Here is a 16,948-nt window from a genome sequence, read left to right as displayed (position 1 = left end):
AAAGAACAATGGTAGAAAAAAGTAGATTTAAATCATTCAAGCCATGTCTTGAGTTAAGTAATCCGAGTATCGATAGAGTACTTCAATGCATAGGCAATATGGAACCCTTTATCATAAAAGGAGGTGCCTCTTCATGGGAGGCTATTAGTAAGTGGACATGGGAATACTTCAGAAAAAATTTGGGTCATTTTCGTTTGCAGGTTTTTCGTACTAAGAATCGACATGACTACCGATACATGTCGATTGCCGAATATGTGGATTACATCGTCAATTGTGAAGAATCAGATCCCTATTACGCAACCGCCTGGCAGTTTTCTTTGGCGTTTAAACAATTAGTGAATGATTATCAAGTATCGGAATCTTTCGATTGTCTGATAAAAAGACGCATCCCCGATGACATCTTACATTCTGACGCCAAATTATTATTATTGCGCTGGATCTACATGGGGCCGAAGAATAGTGGCTCTTCTATGCATTTAGATATTTGTTCGACCCATGCGTGGAATGCAGTAATATCAGGTAAAAAGGAATGGGTATTTTTTGGGCCTGAGTATACCGCGCATGTCTACGATGGCGAAGTTGACAGTTTTATACCGGACTATGATCTACACCCCAAGTTCAGAGACGCCATAGGATACCACTGTTTTCAGTATCCTGGAGATATCATCTTTACACCTTGTACACACTGGCACCAAGTCCGGAATCTTGAGGCAGGTATTTCGATAACAGAGAATTTTGTTAATCATTCGAATTTAAACTACGTGAGAAGATCTATGCAAAATAGCGAAGACCTTAGTGATGAACAAAAGGTTTTTATTCAGACTTTTTTACCTGAACTATTTTCGCAGAAACAAGAAAATGAATGATAAACATTGAGTAGGAGTTTTGTTACTTTTTTCCCGTGAATAGTTATACAAAAATACTAAATGCGAGTGATTTGTGATTTATAAATAAGTTAGTAAATAATGGGTTTTTTAAGTCTGGAATAGTTGGAGGAGCACTAAATTGACAATAACGTTACGAGCTGTGACGCACAGTAATTACGAAGATGTTTGTGACTTAGAAGTGTTAGAGGAACAAAAAGAATTTGTAGCTGATAATACTTGGTCGATAGTCGAAGCAAGTTTCAATCCGCACTACCAAACGAGAGCAATATATAATGATGACGAACTAGTCGGATTTATTATGTGGGTACCCGAAACGGATACAAGAGTCTCTATTTGGAGGTTGATGATTCATTATACTCAGCAACAAAAGGGGTATGGTAAACAAGCTATTATGTTGGCGATAGAGGAGATAAAACAAATTTCTACAGTTTCAGAGATTGAGGTCTGTTATGACACAGAAAATGTTCAAATAAGCAAGTTTTATCAGAAGCTCGGCTTTGTTGAAGAAGGTATGGACGAAGATGGTGATGATATGTTAGCAGTGTTGAAAGTCTGAGCAACCGATAGTATGTGTCATTGTAAAACGTGTCTTCAAAATACGTGGATAAGCTGGCTGGATTTCAGCATCTTTAGAGCCGTTGTCTTACTGATTCAGAGCACGCTTTCAAATAATAATTTTGAGCCCCGCAAGTAGTTATCCAAGTTTGAAGAAACTTAACGGATAAAACTACACACCCGTAGGGCCGAAAACGCTGATTTCAGAAAACAGTTGATTGAACATGTTCTTGCAACGTTTGTTGGTGATAGTCAGCTCGAGAAACTCAAATGGATTGGTATTTTGAAACTGAATTCTGTTATTTGAAGGGAAAAATCTGTGATAGAGAGCATTCAAGACTTACAGGAAATCAATATAAATGATTATGCTGCTGATGAAATTTGTCTACTTAATAATGAGAAGTCAATTTCCGACAAACGGCAAAAAAATATTGTAGTTCATAAGTTTGGAGGCAGCAGCCTCGCCACTTCGGAACGTCTTCATGCTGTCGCTGATACGTTAGTGCGTCAGAAAGAGACCTCATCAATTGTAGTAGTATCGGCTCCTGGGGATGTAACCGATTTTTTACTTGAGCTGATTGATAGCGTTAATGACCCCATAATTTTTGAGCGGAATTTGCGAGAGCTCTCTTGGAATTTATCTTCGTTGGTTAATCAAACGTTGCAGCCAGCCAGCGCGGAAAAATTAACCAATAAGTTGAATCTATGGATGTCGGAAGTTCCATTCAAAATTAAAGCACAGATGAGCAACGAAGTGTTGGCTATTGGAGAATTACTCTCCTGTCATTTGCTTGCAAATTTATTACATGATCGTGGGTTTAAATCAAAAGCAATTGATGCAAGGGATTTTTTGTATCTAAACGTGCAAGTAGGTGAAGATGCGCAAGTCAATTGGCGGCGATCAGAGGAGCTGCTTAAGCCATTAATAAGTAATGGTTTTCAGATTATTACTGGCTTTATTGCACGGGATCAATTTGGTAATAGCATCAATTTGGGTCGTAACGGTAGTGATTTCTCAGCTACGATTGTCGGCCGACTGCTGGACGCCAGCATTGTACAAATTTGGACCGATGTCGAAGCTATTTTTAGTGCCGATCCACGCAAAGTTCCATCAGCACGAGCTTATAGACAAGTACCATGGGAATTAGCTGTTCGACTTGCCGAGCTAGGTAATCCTGTGCTGCACCCGAAGACATTCATTCCTTTACAAGGACGTTCTGTTGAACTAGTGGTTCGTTCGAGCTTTGAACCTGAAAAAACAGGTTCTAGTATCTGTCGTCAATACTCGCCGGAAGTACAGTTTGTTACTGATTTGGACGAAGTCAAGCTTGTAACTGTACTACCTGGTAATCGAATTAGAGCTGAGCAAGTAGCAAGTGCTTTACAGTTTATAGTTTACGCAGTACCAGGCACCAACGGCGAGCAATGGATCGTATCAGAAAAAAATTTAGGAGCCTTGTTGCATTTTTTGAACTCTCAAAATGTAAGTTCAACTGTGGCGTCAGAGCAATTTTACAGTGTAGCTTGGGTTAAACCAGTAATAGGGCATTATCGCGAACTGTCCCAGCAAGTACGTGATTGGTTAAATTGCCAGCGGCCGCTGTATAGTTTTAATGATGACAATATCTCGCTTTGGCTATTTCCATCCAGGCTAACAACAGCTGAACTTAGCGAACTGCACCAACTGTTGCTGTCAGGTATATTAGAAAATTTCAACATGAAAAGGTAGAGAATGGAGCGAGGTACTTAACTTGAACTTGGGATAATGAGCGTCGAATTATCTGGTCTTATTGAATTTAATCAATAAGACAGGTGTGGGTAATGAAAAAGCTATTTCCTGACTGAATGCGCAGATTTTTGCACCTATAAAGGCGCTTTGTGGTACGCCATAGCGAGCTATGGTTAGGCAAAGCAACGCAGAGAGGCCCGAAAAGATGCTCGTTCAGCGGCGCTGTTTATCACGGGTTCAGGTTACTTAGTGCTTAATTAGAAAATTAGGTGGTGTCCGAAATTCGTTGTCATTTCATTAAGCTACGTTAAAAAGAGATGAGAGATGACCATCCGGCATTCGCTATACAAGCTGCTATTCAGGCATTGTGTGATGGTAAAGGCCTGAGGGGTAAAGTGGGTATACTGACGCCGCCGATTAAACAACTGACCGAAGCAACGACGCAGGTTGAGCTTGCACGGGATGGTAATCCACAGCAGAATGCCTACGCGGAGCTGTGTAACCCAACAGTTCGGCAGGCGTCGTATTCAGCAGTATTGCCGAAGTACAAGAGCTAGCGCCAGAGTTGCTCTGGTTTTACAAAAATAAAGGATCAAACAAAGCAGTTGGTGGCATGCCAACGAAATACAAACAGGCTTTAATAACACAACTTTCTACTTCTAACGTCCATTTAAGAATGGGTTAGTACCAAACAGGGGGCTCACGCCCATCTCTGGAGTTCGCCTGCTTCGCAGACCAGCTAAAGCTGTCCAAAAACGTTCCAGACGTTTTTGTGACTCGGTACATCCATGTACCTCACCCTGTCGAACGGCGCGTTCAAATCGGGCTGGGTGCCAAAACACAAAAACCACCTGAAAAGGTGGTTTTGATGTTTTGTGGTGCACCCGCCGCGATTCGAACGCGGGACCTTCGCCTCCGGAGGGCGACGCTCTATCCAGCTGAGCTACGGGTGCGCAACGGCGGCCATTTTATGGGGCTTTGTGGTTATTGTCCAGCCAGCATTTGGCCTAAATCCGATACTGTGGTTTAACGGCATAAAATTTAACCAATCAGCCTAGGGTTGTATCTAACACCATCATCACTGCAAAGCCCACCATTAAGCCTAAAGTGGCAGCTGTTTGATGGCCGTTGCGGTGGGTTTCGGGGATCACTTCGTGTGACACGACAAAAATCATTGCGCCTGCAGCTAAACCCAAACCTATAGGGTAAGCGATGGCAAAACCGCTGGATAAACCTACGCCTATTAAAGCTCCTATAGGTTCTAAAATGCCGCTGGCTGCTGCAACAAAAACGGCAAAACCCGGTTTAAAACCTGCGGCGCGCAAGGATAAAGCCACAGCTAAGCCTTCGGGAATATCCTGCAGCGCTATGGCGGTGGCCAGTGGTATACCCACCGATAGATCACCATTGGCAAAACTAACACCTACCGCCATACCTTCGGGCAAGTTGTGCAGGGCTATGGCGAAGACAAATAACCAGATCCGGTCGCAAGCCTGAAAACCCGGGCCACAAGGGCCTGTTTTGTCGTGTTCGTGTGGCGTAAAAGCGTCAAGTCCCAGCATCAGCAATACGCCTAACGACATGCCAAAAACCACCACTAAAGCGCCTAAGGTGTCGCTTTGGAATAGCTCTGTTCCTGCTTCAATACCGGGTAATAACAAGGAAAAAGCACTGGCCGCCAGCATCATGCCTGCTGCTATACCTAATAAGCTGTCTTCCATTGCCTGCGGCAAACTGCGTAAAAACAAAGCGGGTAAAGCACCTAAAGTGGTGGCAACAAAACCTGCTGTGCCGCCCAGTAAGGCCATTTGTAAGTTGTCGGATGAAGGGGAGTTGGACAAGTGCACTATGCTCTGAGCCAGCAGCACCAATACGGCTAATAAACCTAAAGCTAAACCCACAGCGGCCAGTTTGTGTTCGCTGGCATGTTGTTTAAGTTCAAAGTACCAGGCTGGGTGTGCTGACAACGGTTGAACCTGATCCGACATAACAGTTCCTTATGGTCCTTGTGGGTCCCTTGGCCAATGTATTGTTGTCAGTAGAACAAGTACAGAGGCCAACTGCAATAGCGAAACAGACCGAACTGCGGCTTTTTATGCCGCAGGTTTTAGCTTATGAAAGCCATTGCTGCTTAAGATCAATAAAACTAAAGGCAGCAAAGTCAGGTAAAAGGCGGTTTGGCCACCTAAAGCAGCAAAACTATGGCCTGTGACTATAGAACCCGTAGTGCCACCTAAAGCAGAGAAGACTACGATCAGCCCTGTCATAGCGGCATGTTGTTGCTGCGGCAGGCTGGTTAAAATCGCCGAATTTAACATGGGGTAAATAGGCGCCATAAAAAAGCCAATCAAAGGCAGCAGGTAAGCAGCCAAAGGCGCAGTCCAGATAGTAACCTTTGGATCAGGCTGAATTTCGTGGGTTAAAGGCAAAGTTAACAATACTAAAGCGGCCATCGCCAGCAAGCAGATGTTGCAGAGGATGTGCCAGGGAATAAAACGTAAGATAAAACCGGCAGATAAACGCCCGGCAGCCAAAGAAGCGGCAAAAATACTGGTGATTTGCACACTCAGCTGGCTGGGTAAATGCAGCACCTCGTTGTTAAAAGTAGGCAACCAGCTGCCAATGCCTTGTTCAATCAACACATATAAGAAGGCTGAAATCACGAACACAAATACCAAAGGTTTGGCTGTTAATTTCAGCATGGCGATAAAGTCTTTTAAACCTGTGCTTTGTGGGTCCAGCTCCACAGCCGGGAACTCGGTAGAGCTGACTAATAACAACGCCAGCAGGCTTAATCCGGCCAGATACCAGTACACATCCAGCCAGCCGTGGCCTGAACCTTCTGTCATAAAGGCGGCGAAAAACCAATAGGCCGTCAATACACCCAGCATAAAAAAGCCTTCAATAAAGTTCAGCACTGAAGCGTGTTCGGCTTTGCTTTTGGTGATTAAACCTAAGGTGGCGTATACCGACACTTTGGTCAGCGCAAAAGCCACACCTACACAGAAAAACAATAACTTACTGGTGTCAAAAGCAGGGAATAAAGGCATCAGCACCGAAGCGCCGGCTATCAGCACCAAGGCAAGTTGCAGTGCTTTTTTGTAACCCAGTTTGGGCAAAGCCGAAGCCACCAGAAAAGACACTATGGCAATGGGCAGATCTTTAAAACCTTCCAGCACGCTGGCGGCTTCTTTACTGACCTGAAAATTCTGGATCACTTGCAGTATCACTATGCCCACGCTGTTGAGCAGCATAGCGAAAATAAAATAGATCAGCAGCAAGGCTGCTTTGATGCGGATGTTATGCATAGATGCACCTGTTTTAATTTTTTTTGTTGATTTTTTACCCTGTCTGAAAATCATAATACAGCTATTGCAATCGATTGCAATACTTGTATTATTAGAAATAACAGCCCATTCATACGATCAAAGGTAGAACCGTGACTATATCCGCAGTAACCAGCAAAACGCTAAAGCATGCCCTTGAAATTGATGAGTGGCAGCTTCTCGATCAGCAGTTTGATCCACAACAGTTGATGTTAAAGGAAACCTTATTCAGTCTGGCTAATGGTTTTATTGGCAGCCGTGGCACTTACGAAGAAGGCTGCAGTGAGGGTGCCAGCTGTGAAGGCAGTTACTTAAACGGTGTCTACAGTTCTGAACCTATAGTTTATGGCGAGTCGGCTTATGGTTTTGCCAAAAACAACGACAAAATGCTGCAGGTGCCAGATGGCAAAAGCCTGCAATTGTCGCTGGACGGTGAATGGCTGGCGGTGTCGGCAGAGCAACCGGGTATGCGTTGCTTAGATTTACGCACTGGTATCTTAAGTCGCGAGCAGTTATTTACCAGCGCTTCTGGCAAGCAACTGAAATTGCAAAGTCGCCGTTTAGTTAGTTTTCAGCGCCCTGAACTGATTGCGATTGAATGGACCATCACAGCGCTCAATTTCTCTGGTGCTGTGTTGTTAAAGTCTTGTCTGAATGGTCAGTACAAATCGGTATTTAAACCAGACGATCCGCGAGTGGGGGATATGGCGCTGGAAACCAGCCTGAAGCCAATGGCACAGCAGGGTATTAAAGATCAATCTGACAGCAGTTATTTGCTGCATCAGGTGCATGGCGCTGATTTTCAGCTGCTGTCAGCTATTCAGCATCAGTTTACGGATGATGTGCTGTTTATCGAACAGCAAGTGGAAGCCAATCTGTTAGCCCAACTCTTTGAACTGACGTTACAGCAGGGCCAGGCAGTTACCTTCTGCAAATACATCAGTTATCAGGTGGCCTCTAAACAAGCTGAAACTCCTTTGCCTGCAGCGCAAAACCTTTTACAGCAAGCAGCCGCAGATGGTTTTGCCGTACTTGCAGCTGAGCAACAGCAGTATTTGGCAGATTTTTGGTTGCAGTCGGATATTCAAATCAGTGACGACCCGGCCTTGCAGCAAGGTTTACGTTTTAATTTATTTAGTCTGGTACAGTCGGCTGGGCGTAATGGCGTCAGCAATATAGGCGCTAAAGGATTAACCGGGCCTGGTTACGATGGTCATTATTTTTGGGATACCGAAATTTATGTGATCCCCACTTTAAGTTTTTGTCAGCCAGACACTGCCCGTCAGTTGTTATTGCAGCGCTTTAGTCAGCTGGATCAAGCCAAACACAGAGCACGACAAATGTCGCATGACAAAGGTGCTTTGTATCCATGGCGCACTATAGGCGGTGATGAATGTTCTGCCTATTTCCCGGCAGGCACAGCTCAGTATCATATTAACGCCGCTATAGCTTATGCCATTCGAAGCTATGTATTAGCGACAGACGACTGGGCTTTTATGCAACAAGCCGGTGCTGAAATGCTGGTGGAAACTGTGCGTTTATGGCTGCAACTGGGCTTTTTCAGTAAGCAAAGTGGTCGCTTTGAAATTCACCTGGTAACAGGGCCTGATGAATACACGGCTTTGGTGAATAACAACTTTTACACCAACGCTATGGCGCAGCTGCATTTAAGTTTTACTGCGGAGGTGTTGGCAACACTTGCGATACAAAACCCTGAGTTTTATCAGAGTTTTTGTGGGAGGCTGGGTGTAACGCCAGAGGAAATACAGCAGTGGCAACAAGCTGCAGAACTGATGTATTTACCTTATGACGATAAGCTGCAAATCAGTGCTCAGGACGACAGCTTTTTACACAAAAAACCATGGGACTTTGCGTCCACACCGGCAGATAAATACCCGCTGTTGCTACACTTCCACCCGCTGGTGATTTACCGCCATCAGGTGTTAAAACAAGCCGATTTAGTGTTGGCGATGTATTTACTCGACCAGCAATTCCCTCGTGATTTAAAAGCACGCAATCTGGCCTATTACGAGCCTTTAACCACTCATGATTCCAGCTTAAGCAGCTGTATTCATTCAGTAGCTTTTGCTGAAACTGGTCAAACGGAAAAGGCTTATCAGTTTTTTGCCAATACAGCCCGGATGGATTTGGATAACTACCATCACAATACCGAATACGGTGTGCATATTGCCTGTATGGCTGGCAGCTGGTTGTCTGTGGTTTGTGGTTTTGCCGGTATGCGCAGCCGCCCTGAAGGCTTGTATTTTGAACCTAAGTTGCCAGCCGCCTGGCCAGAGCTGAAATTTAAGCTTAATTACCGGGGCCGGGTGTTGCAGGTGCAGGTCAGTCAAACGCAGGTGAGTTATCAGTTGCTAAGCGGCGTCGATTTAACTTTGCAGCATCAGGCTGAGTCTTTTAGTTTAACTGCAGGCCAAAGCCAGCACTTTGTATTATCAGCAGATTTAGCAGGTGTTCAGTTATGATCCAGGCCTTTATTTTTGATTTGGATGGTGTGCTGACCGACACTGCTGAATACCACTTTTTAGCCTGGCAACAACTGGCGACCCAACTCGGCATCGACTTCAGCCGTGAAGACAATGAGTTGCTAAAGGGCGTGGATCGTATGGGGTCGCTGGAGCTGATTCTGAAGCTGGGCAAAGTTCAGCTTAGTCAGGATGAAAAGCTTAAACTGGCGGCGCAAAAAAATACCGACTATTTAAAGCTAGTGGAAAGCATGTCGCCTGCTGATTTATTTCCCGGAGTATTACCCCTTTTTAGCAGTTTAAAAGCCGTTGGTATTAAAACAGCTTTGGCTTCGGCCAGTAAAAATGCCGCTTTAGTGCTGCAAAAACTGGGTATTCCGGATTTATTTGATTATGTTGCCGACTCGAATTTTATTCAGAACGGCAAACCCGATCCGGAGATCTTTTTAACCTGTGCCAAAGCTTTAGGCATTGTGCCAGAGCGTTGTATTGGGGTGGAGGATGCACCTGCAGGTGTGACAGCTATTAAAGCTGCTGGTATGTACGCTTTGGGCATAGGCGAAACCAGAGCTTTGGCTCAGGCCGACTTAGTGATCCCTGCTGTTTCCGCTATTGATCAGCGCTTGCTGACCAGGCTGCTGACGATGTGAAAACCGGCCGTCTGAAATGCCTGAAATAAGGTTATCCTCACCCGTTCCGGGCAGAACTTTGACGGGTCAGGAGGCGCACAGGCAGCAGTTCAGATTCTGCCTGTTCGCCGTCCATTTGCTGCAATAACTTAGACACCAGCAATTTGCCACCGTTGATGGTGTCTTGTTTGACTGTGGTGAGTGCTGGTGAGCAATAGGCCGACATCGCTATGTCATCAAAACCTGCAACGGCCAGCTGTTGTGGTACTTGTACGCCATGCTCTTGCAGGGCTTTCATCGCCCCTAAAGCTATGGCGTCGCTGGCGGCAAAAATACCATCCAGCTCTGGCAACAGCGGGAATAATTGCTGCTGGGTTTTTAAATAACCATCCTGAGCGGTAAAGTCGGTTATGAGTTCGTAATCTGCATTAAGAGCAAGACCGGCTTTTTGCAACGCATCCTGATAACCCAGATAACGTTGTTCAATTTCGTTGTGGCGATAATCACCAAGGAAGGCGATATGTTTGCAGCCTTGAGCGACTAAATGACTGACCGCAGCTTCAGCACCGCTGCGGTTTTGACTGCCGACTACAGTAAAACTGTCATGACCTGAACTTGCGCCCCAGACCACAAAAGGAACCCGGCTGTGTGACAGTTGTTCAATTCGCTGGTCGTGTTCGCCCTGACCTATGATGATTAAACCGTCGGCTCTTTTGGCGTCTATGTAATAATTTTTCCAGTCTTTGTCTTTGGTTTTGCTGGTGCTTAGCAGCATGTCATACCCTTTGTGGGTTAATTCATCTGCTATCACACCTAAAATTTCCAGTAAAAATGGGTCAGAAATAGCCTGCTGGCTTTTGGCATCAAATAAAATGATCACAGCTATGGTGTAGCTTTTTTGTGTACGTAAACTGCGGGCTGTAGGGTTTACATTAAACTGATACTGCTGAGCAATTTGCTGCACTTTTAAGCGGGTTTCTTTGTTCACCACAGGATTGTCGCGCAATGCTCTGGAAGCTGTAGATTCAGACACTTCAGCTAAAGCTGCAATGTCGGCCAGCGTCATCATTTTTTTTCCTGAATTCACAACTGATTTTCCATATTCAACCGCAGTAACCCCTGCAACGCACCAGATTATGACAAAAGGAGCATGTCAAATCGAGCCCCTTCTGTGACGTGGTAAAACCCTAACACATAATCTTTTTGCAAACGATTGCAAAAGTTGCTGTTTTGTCATTGCAATCGATTGCAGGATGGATTATGTTTATTTAAGCAGCAATAAATACACTAGCGTCATAGCTGCGTAATCCAAGACAACGGGGAGAGATCAGATGAATTTACGGCTCACTAAGCTGGCGTCAGCCATGCTCGTTACCTTACTGCCAGTGACTATGGTGCAGGCTCAGCAGCAAAGCGAAGACACTCAAAAAGTTGCAGCAGCAAAAAAACCAGCAGAAGAAAGTCAGATTGAACAAATAGTTATTACAGGTAAAGCCAGCGGTATTGCAGGTTTACGTGTAGATGCCAGCTACGCCATCACCAATGTGTCGGCAGAAAATATTGAACGACTGAATCCAAAAAGCACGGCCGAGTTGTTTACTCTGGTACCGGGCGTTTGGTCTGAAAGTTCAGGTGGTGTGGCAGGGGCTAACGTTTTTGTCCGTGGTTTCCCAGGTGGCGGTGATGCGCCCTTTTTAACAGTGCAACTGCAGGGTGTGCCGGTTTTTCCACCGCCAACTTTGTCCTTTTTAGAAAACTCCTCTATGTTCCGGCTGGACGAAACAGTCGATTTTATGGAAGCGCTGCGTGGTGGTTCAACGCCGGTAATTTCTAATGGCCAGCCGGGTTTAACCACTAACTTTATTTTAAAAGAAGGTTCGGAAGAAACTGAAGGTTTGGTCAAAGTATCCACCTCAGATTATGGCCTGCAACGTGTGGATGCATTACTGAGTGGCGAGCTGGCCGAAGATCTGTATTTTATGTTGGGCGGTTATGTCAGCAGCTCACAAGGCATTCGCGATGCGGGTTTTAACTCAGAACAAGGCCATCAGTTAACGCTGAATATCACTAAAGAGCTGGATAATGGCCGTATCAACTTCTACACCCGCCAGACTGATGATCACGGGGTCTGGTATCTGCCAACGCCTTTAAATGTTGCTGGCGTGGACAATACCTATACCCAGATTGGTCCGAATAACAGACAAGCCACTATCGAATATGGTCCCAATGGCGAAAGCCGCAGTGTTGATTTTGGTGATGGCCGTGGCTGGAAAGGTTCAGTGTCGGGCGGCAGCGTAGATCTGGATTTAGAAAACGACTGGAAACTCTTGTATCGCTTTAACTATACCCAGGGTGATGCCAATACCTTAGGTTTAGTGCCGGAAGGTCGCGCTGTGCCTTTAGGCACAGTGGCGGATAACGGTTTAAATGCAACTGGTGTTGCCACTGGTACTTTATATGATGCCGATACCACAGTGCAGCAAATTGGCCGTTGGGTGGTGGAAAAAGAGCTGGATTCTTTTACCAATGATTTAGCTGTGACTAAGACTGCTGACAGCGCTAAATACACTCTGGGTGTGTACAGCACAGCGTTTTCTGTCAATGACTGGTGGTCTATTGGTAATCAGGCATGGCATGTTGTGGAATCAGGCGGTGAAGTCTTAACTGGCATCAACTGCAACGACAATGACGACAGTTGCAGCTGGAACTATGACATAGATGCCACTGGCGATGGCACAACCCGGGCTTTATATGCCGCTGTGGAAGTTGCATTAAACGAGCAATGGACAATGGATCTGGGCTTGCGGAATGAAAACCACACTATTGATTACACAGTAGATGAAGGTTTAACAGGTCAGGTCAGCAAAGCTGTAAGTTATGACGAAAGTAAAATTGCCTGGACTGCCGGTGTGAACTGGATGTGGCAAAAAAATATGGGTGTATTTGCCCGTGTGAACAAAGGCAATAAAATGCCATTTTTTGACGATTTCCGCGATAACTTCGGCGCTTTTAGCAATGGTGAGAAGCTGATTAAAGAAGTGACTCAGTTTGAGTTGGGTTATAAATGGGCTGAACAAAATTACAGCTTCTACGCCACCTCTTTTTATAACCAGGTAGAAGGCGACACTTTTGTCCGTCTTCCTGGCGATCCGGCTGAAGTAATGACCAACAGAGCTTATGGCGTAGAGCTGGACTTTAACTACTTCACCAGCGTAGGTTTTTCACTGAATCTGAACTCAACGCTGCAAAAAACCGAAATCACCGAAAGCCCAACCAACGAAGGCAACAGAGCGCAGCGTCAGCCTAAATGGCAAGTGCGCTTAACCCCAAGTTATGGTTTTGAGCCTTTTGAAGATACCTTCGCTTCTGTGTACGGCACAGTATCTGCGGTCTCTGATCGTTATTCTGATAATGAGAATACAGTCACTTTACCTGGGTACACTAAAGTGGATTTGGGTGTGCAACTGGAGTTAACTGAGCAGTTAAAAACTCAGTTATCGGTAGATAACCTGACGGACAAAAAAGGTTTAACTGAAGGCGACCCACGTGTGACAATGTCAAATAACGGCCGTTATATTCTGCCGCGCTCAGTGACTTTAAGTATGACTTATCAGTTCTGATGAAGTAGCATTTCTTCGGGGGCATCGTCGCAACAGGCTTCCGGCCTGCGCCAGAGGCGAAGGCGTGATAACGGTTACGACATACCGTCCTTCCATGGACATCGTCGCAAATATGCTCCTGCATTTTCGACATACCGTCCTTCCATGGACATCGTCGAAAATATGCTCCTGCATTTTCGACATACCGTCCTTCCATGGACATAAAAAAAGGCCAGCAATTTGCTGGCCTTTCTTCTCCCCGTCAACGTCTATCGTCCCCTGTTGTTTTTATTCTTTTTGCCGCTAATTTTTTATTAGCTTAGGCAAATAATGCACAACCGTCAGTGATTGACTGAGGGTACAAAAAATCAACAGCACTAGTTATATCTAATTTAAGCGGTAATCGCCACCATCTTTTGCACGAAAGCACGGACTATTTTGTGTACTGGCTATACAAGGTTGGGCTTGAGCATTGCCGCGGATCATACTGAACCAGCCCGCCTGCTCACCTGTCAGTTGCAACTGAATATCTTCGATGCCAGCTTTATCCAGGGAGCCATGAGCTCCTTTATGGCAAAACAATAATTCGACATGGCGTTCGCCATCTTTTAACAGCAAGGACTGCGGCTGCTCTGGATGACCACCAAAAGCGACAAACTGCGCTGGTGTTTTTAAACCGCTGTTGCTGCCATCGGCAAAAAACGCCAATACATGCTGGTAATACACCACATAACTGCAAACATCTTTGTGAGAGCCGCGGTCCAGTGGAAAAACTTTATCAAGGAAGGCTTTGGAGTAATCCATGATCTGACGGACATAACTCTGGTTCAGCCCGGCGATGTAGCTGATCTCTTCCCGGATATCATGGTCCTGGTGTGAGTTTTGGGTGGCTGTCATGTTCATGATTTTTGTCCTGTTGTTTGTTGCTTGTAATAAGTTCTTAGGCTGTAGGGCCAATAAAGCAGCATTGATGTTGCTTGATATTTAGTCTATGTTAGTTTTCTGAATAATTTCACAATAAAAACTTCACAGTGTGAATTTTACAAAATGACAGCAAATAAAAGTTTACTCAGAAAGTCGCATTTCCTTGGTACTAAGATCAGAAACCTTAGAAAGCGCAATAACTTAACTATGGAAGACTTGTCGACCCGCTGCATCAGAGTGAACTCTGAGTACGCGCCGTCTGTGTCTTATCTATCAATGATTGAACGCGGAAAGCGGGTGCCCAGCCTGGATATGCTGCAGGTCATTGCTGAAGTCTTTCAAAAAGAAGTCGAATGGTTTCTGGATGGTGAAGAGCAGCAACTGGATATCACACCACAAAAAGGCAGCAGGGGCGGTGTATCTGGTATGGCGCTGGAACCGGGCTTTTTGTTTTCCAATGATATTCTGCAAATTGCTATTCCTGAGATGTTGTCACAAACCGGTATTAGCGGCCGCCAGTTTGCTCAGTTGCTGATCCGGGCGCATCAGGAGCATCATCAGAACCACTTTCCTGAACTGGAACGAGCCGCTGAAGAAGTGGGCCTGAAGCGCATGCCCTTGTCGGTGGACGATTTAATGCACATAGTGCAACAGCTTGGTTTGAAGCTTTGCTGGTTTGAGCAAACACCCAAAGAAGTACTGGACGAGCTGGGCGTGTTGTCAAAAAATGTACCGACGTCCTATTTTTTACCGCCAGCTACTTTGCATTTAAATAAGCTGCTGCAACAGTGGCCCACCCGGTTGAAGTACGAGCTGGCGGTGCATATTGGCCATGCAGTGCTGCATAACAAAGATGGCGTCAAAAGCGGCATGATGGTGGGTGGTGCTTTTGAATCTGTGCCGACAGACGACAGCGCCGTGGCGCCTCAGGATATTTTGCATGCCTGGCGTGACTTTGAATCCAGCTTTTTTGCCGGTGCTTTGTTGTGTCCTAAAATGCCGTTTCGTCAGTTATTAGACAAACAAGGCTATGAAATCAGTTCACACCATTTAGCTGGTGTGTCAGCTTCTGTTGCTATGCGCCGTATGACAGCAGTGTCGCCTTACAGTCATTGGCATTATTTTGATGCCTATACACCGGGTAAATTAAAGGCCGTGTATCGTGGTAATGGTATTCCGCTGCCCTGGGGCAATATGCGACAGGTGGAAGATCCATGTCAGCACTGGGCGGTATTTCGTATGTTTGAAGCTGCTGAGTCAGCGCATTCTGCTCAGTTGTCTATTTTGGATGTGCAGGGACAGCCACGGATTTATTGCTGTGAGTCGACCAAAGTGTCGGATTTAGCAGGCAATGCTCATGTGCTTTGTGCAGGTATCGACTTAAACCCGGCTATTGAAGCTCAGGGTATGGATGTGGACACTATGGCGCAGGAGTTAAAACAGTTATGCCGCACTCAGGGGGGCTCTGCAGTAGTGCCTAAAGCTATCCGGTCTACTTTAACTAGTGTGTCGAATATTTTGAATATCAACTGGGTGGCCCGCAGTTTAGATAAACCAGCCCAGCTGATTTGTTCACGCGGCAATCACTGCCCACGCGAACCTGGCTGTTATCAGAATTGCTCCGCTAAGTAGTAAGCACAAAAAAGGGGCCAAACCGGCCCCTTGATAAGCTTATAAGCCTTGCTTCAACTGCCAGCTTAATTGCTGTTCGGCGAAAAACGGCACTATAGGGCTGCCATCAGGTAAGGTGATTTCAGCTGGTACTGTCCAGTCTTGTTTCACTAAAGTGATGGTGCCGCTGTTGCGTGGCAGGTTATAAAAATCCGGGCCATAATGGCTGGCGAACCCTTCTAACTTGTCTAAACAACCTAAGTCTTCAAACACCTGAGCGTACAGCTCAATGGCACTCCAGGCGCTGTAACAACCGGCGCAGCCACAAGCTGCTTCTTTACGGTGTTTGGCGTGTGGGGCTGAGTCTGTGCCTAAGAAAAATTTGCTATTGCCACTGGCGACTACAGCACGCAAGGCTTCCTGATGGGTGCGGCGTTTTAATACCGGCAGGCAGTAGTTATGCGGGCGTACACCACCGACCAACATATCGTTGCGGTTCAGCAGCAAATGTTGAGGAGTGATAGTGGCGGCAACACGATCTGGCGCTGCTTTGACAAACTCAACCGCATCGGCTGTGGTGATATGCTCAAACACCACTTTAAGGCCTGGGATGGTATCTATCAGCTGAGTTAAATGCTGATCGATAAAAACTTTTTCGCGGTCAAAAATATCGATATGACTGTCGGTCACTTCACCATGCACCAGCAGCAGCATCTGTTGTTCTGCCATCACTTCCAGTACAGGATAAAGTTTGCTTAAGCTGCTGACACCAGAGTGAGAGTTTGTGGTCGCGCCTGCCGGATACAATTTAGCGGCGACAACACCTGCGGCTTTGGCGGCTTTGATGTCTTCAGCTGACGTTTTGTCTGTTAAATACAACACCATCAAAGGTTCAAAGCTGCTGCCTGTTGGACGGGCGGCCAGAATACGTTCTTTATAGGCTAAAGCTTCTGAAGCATTAGTAACAGGAGGAACAAGATTGGGCATCACAATAGCGCGTTTAAAACAGCGGGCAGTGGCTGCCACAGTTTCTTTGAGCATATCGCCATCGCGAAAATGTAAGTGCCAGTCGTCCGGGGTTTGCAGAATTAATTCAGTCACAGCGCTCTCCTCTACTGATGCAGTGTCATGCCGTCAGGGCGTCGCAGTTTAACACGGCTGGGCGGGATACTCAGTAAGCGGATCAACTTTTATTCTGTTGCACT

Annotated in this window: 12 protein-coding genes, 1 tRNA gene and 1 pseudogene; 8 read left to right on the top strand and 6 right to left on the bottom strand. The window is 45.8% G+C overall.

Going from position 1 to position 16,948, the window contains the following annotated elements; translation table 11 throughout:
* The first annotated feature begins 8 nt into the window (after nt 1-8).
* The 4 genes and pseudogenes from RHEIN_RS16540 to RHEIN_RS21475 form a co-directional block, all read left to right on the top strand.
* Nucleotides 9-866 (top strand): cupin-like domain-containing protein, encoded by an 858-nt coding sequence (locus RHEIN_RS16540; RefSeq protein WP_008900127.1) that lies wholly within the window; start codon nt 9-11, stop codon nt 864-866.
* Nucleotides 867-1,005: 139 nt separating this feature from the next.
* On the top strand, nt 1,006-1,443 hold the full coding sequence (locus RHEIN_RS16535) for a GNAT family N-acetyltransferase (RefSeq protein ID WP_008900126.1): 438 nt from the start codon (nt 1,006-1,008) through the stop codon (nt 1,441-1,443).
* 318 nt (nt 1,444-1,761) lie between these two features.
* Nucleotides 1,762-3,171 carry an amino acid kinase family protein gene (locus tag RHEIN_RS16530; protein ID WP_008900125.1) on the top strand — a complete coding sequence of 470 codons (1,410 nt, stop codon included), beginning with the start codon at nt 1,762-1,764 and terminating at the stop codon, nt 3,169-3,171.
* Nucleotides 3,172-3,488: 317 nt separating this feature from the next.
* Nucleotides 3,489-3,626: pseudogene (locus RHEIN_RS21475) on the top strand (IS256 family transposase); the annotation flags it as partial.
* 421 nt (nt 3,627-4,047) lie between these two features.
* Here RHEIN_RS21475 and RHEIN_RS16520 read toward each other — a convergent pair.
* The 3 genes from RHEIN_RS16520 to RHEIN_RS16510 form a co-directional block, all read right to left on the bottom strand.
* Nucleotides 4,048-4,124, bottom strand: a tRNA-Arg gene (locus tag RHEIN_RS16520).
* A gap of 96 nt (nt 4,125-4,220) precedes the next feature.
* On the bottom strand, nt 4,221-5,159 hold the full coding sequence (locus RHEIN_RS16515) for a ZIP family metal transporter (protein ID WP_008900124.1): 939 nt from the start codon (nt 5,157-5,159) through the stop codon (nt 4,221-4,223).
* A 105-nt stretch (nt 5,160-5,264) separates the two neighbouring features.
* Entirely contained in the window at nt 5,265-6,479 is a 1,215-nt protein-coding gene (locus RHEIN_RS16510) for an MFS transporter (RefSeq protein ID WP_008900123.1), read from the bottom strand.
* A gap of 131 nt (nt 6,480-6,610) precedes the next feature.
* Here RHEIN_RS16510 and RHEIN_RS16505 point away from each other — a divergent pair, with 131 nt between their 5' ends.
* On the top strand, nt 6,611-8,980 hold the full coding sequence (locus RHEIN_RS16505; RefSeq protein WP_008900122.1) for a glycoside hydrolase family 65 protein: 2,370 nt from the start codon (nt 6,611-6,613) through the stop codon (nt 8,978-8,980).
* Complete coding sequence (gene pgmB, locus RHEIN_RS16500; protein ID WP_008900121.1) at nt 8,977-9,630, top strand: beta-phosphoglucomutase; 654 nt, start codon at nt 8,977-8,979, stop codon at nt 9,628-9,630. The genes RHEIN_RS16505 and pgmB overlap by 4 nt, the downstream gene beginning before the upstream one ends.
* Before the next feature lie 37 nt (nt 9,631-9,667).
* Here the strand turns inward: pgmB and RHEIN_RS16495 are convergent, their stop codons facing one another.
* Nucleotides 9,668-10,696, bottom strand: a complete 1,029-nt coding sequence (locus RHEIN_RS16495; protein WP_040555312.1) for a LacI family DNA-binding transcriptional regulator — start codon at nt 10,694-10,696, stop codon at nt 9,668-9,670.
* Nucleotides 10,697-10,940: 244 nt separating this feature from the next.
* Between RHEIN_RS16495 and RHEIN_RS16490 the strand changes: the two genes are divergently transcribed.
* Entirely contained in the window at nt 10,941-13,229 is a 2,289-nt protein-coding gene (locus RHEIN_RS16490) for a TonB-dependent receptor (protein WP_008900119.1), read from the top strand.
* A 366-nt stretch (nt 13,230-13,595) separates the two neighbouring features.
* Here the strand turns inward: RHEIN_RS16490 and RHEIN_RS16485 are convergent, their stop codons facing one another.
* Nucleotides 13,596-14,111 (bottom strand): hypothetical protein, encoded by a 516-nt coding sequence (locus RHEIN_RS16485; RefSeq protein WP_008900118.1) that lies wholly within the window; start codon nt 14,109-14,111, stop codon nt 13,596-13,598.
* Between the two features lie 144 nt (nt 14,112-14,255).
* On the opposite strand from RHEIN_RS16485, the gene RHEIN_RS16480 reads away from it, so the two are divergent.
* Entirely contained in the window at nt 14,256-15,764 is a 1,509-nt protein-coding gene (locus tag RHEIN_RS16480) for a DUF3612 domain-containing protein (RefSeq protein ID WP_008900117.1), read from the top strand.
* A gap of 39 nt (nt 15,765-15,803) precedes the next feature.
* On the opposite strand, the gene pyrC is transcribed toward RHEIN_RS16480, so the two are convergent.
* A complete protein-coding gene (gene pyrC, locus RHEIN_RS16475; RefSeq protein ID WP_008900116.1) occupies nt 15,804-16,844 on the bottom strand; it encodes a dihydroorotase in 1,041 nt (346 codons plus the stop codon).
* Nucleotides 16,845-16,948 lie beyond the last annotated feature (104 nt).

This window comes from Rheinheimera sp. A13L, assembly GCF_000217935.1.
GTDB lineage: Bacteria > Pseudomonadota > Gammaproteobacteria > Enterobacterales > Alteromonadaceae > Pararheinheimera.
The sequence above is the reverse complement of the archived record's forward strand: the minus strand, read 5'-3'. Positions and strand labels throughout refer to the sequence as shown.

Excerpts from the sequence above, each read along its gene's own strand:
- RHEIN_RS16540 (WP_008900127.1), top strand. The coding sequence starts at position 9 with ATGGTAGAAAAAAGTAGATTTAAATCATTCAAGCCATGTCTTGAGTTA.
- RHEIN_RS16515 (WP_008900124.1), bottom strand. The coding sequence starts at position 5,159 with ATGTCGGATCAGGTTCAACCGTTGTCAGCACACCCAGCCTGGTACTTT.
- RHEIN_RS16510 (WP_008900123.1), bottom strand. The coding sequence starts at position 6,479 with ATGCATAACATCCGCATCAAAGCAGCCTTGCTGCTGATCTATTTTATT.
- pgmB (WP_008900121.1), top strand. The coding sequence starts at position 8,977 with ATGATCCAGGCCTTTATTTTTGATTTGGATGGTGTGCTGACCGACACT.
- RHEIN_RS16490 (WP_008900119.1), top strand. The coding sequence starts at position 10,941 with ATGAATTTACGGCTCACTAAGCTGGCGTCAGCCATGCTCGTTACCTTA.
- RHEIN_RS16485 (WP_008900118.1), bottom strand. The coding sequence starts at position 14,111 with ATGAACATGACAGCCACCCAAAACTCACACCAGGACCATGATATCCGG.
- RHEIN_RS16480 (WP_008900117.1), top strand. The coding sequence starts at position 14,256 with ATGACAGCAAATAAAAGTTTACTCAGAAAGTCGCATTTCCTTGGTACT.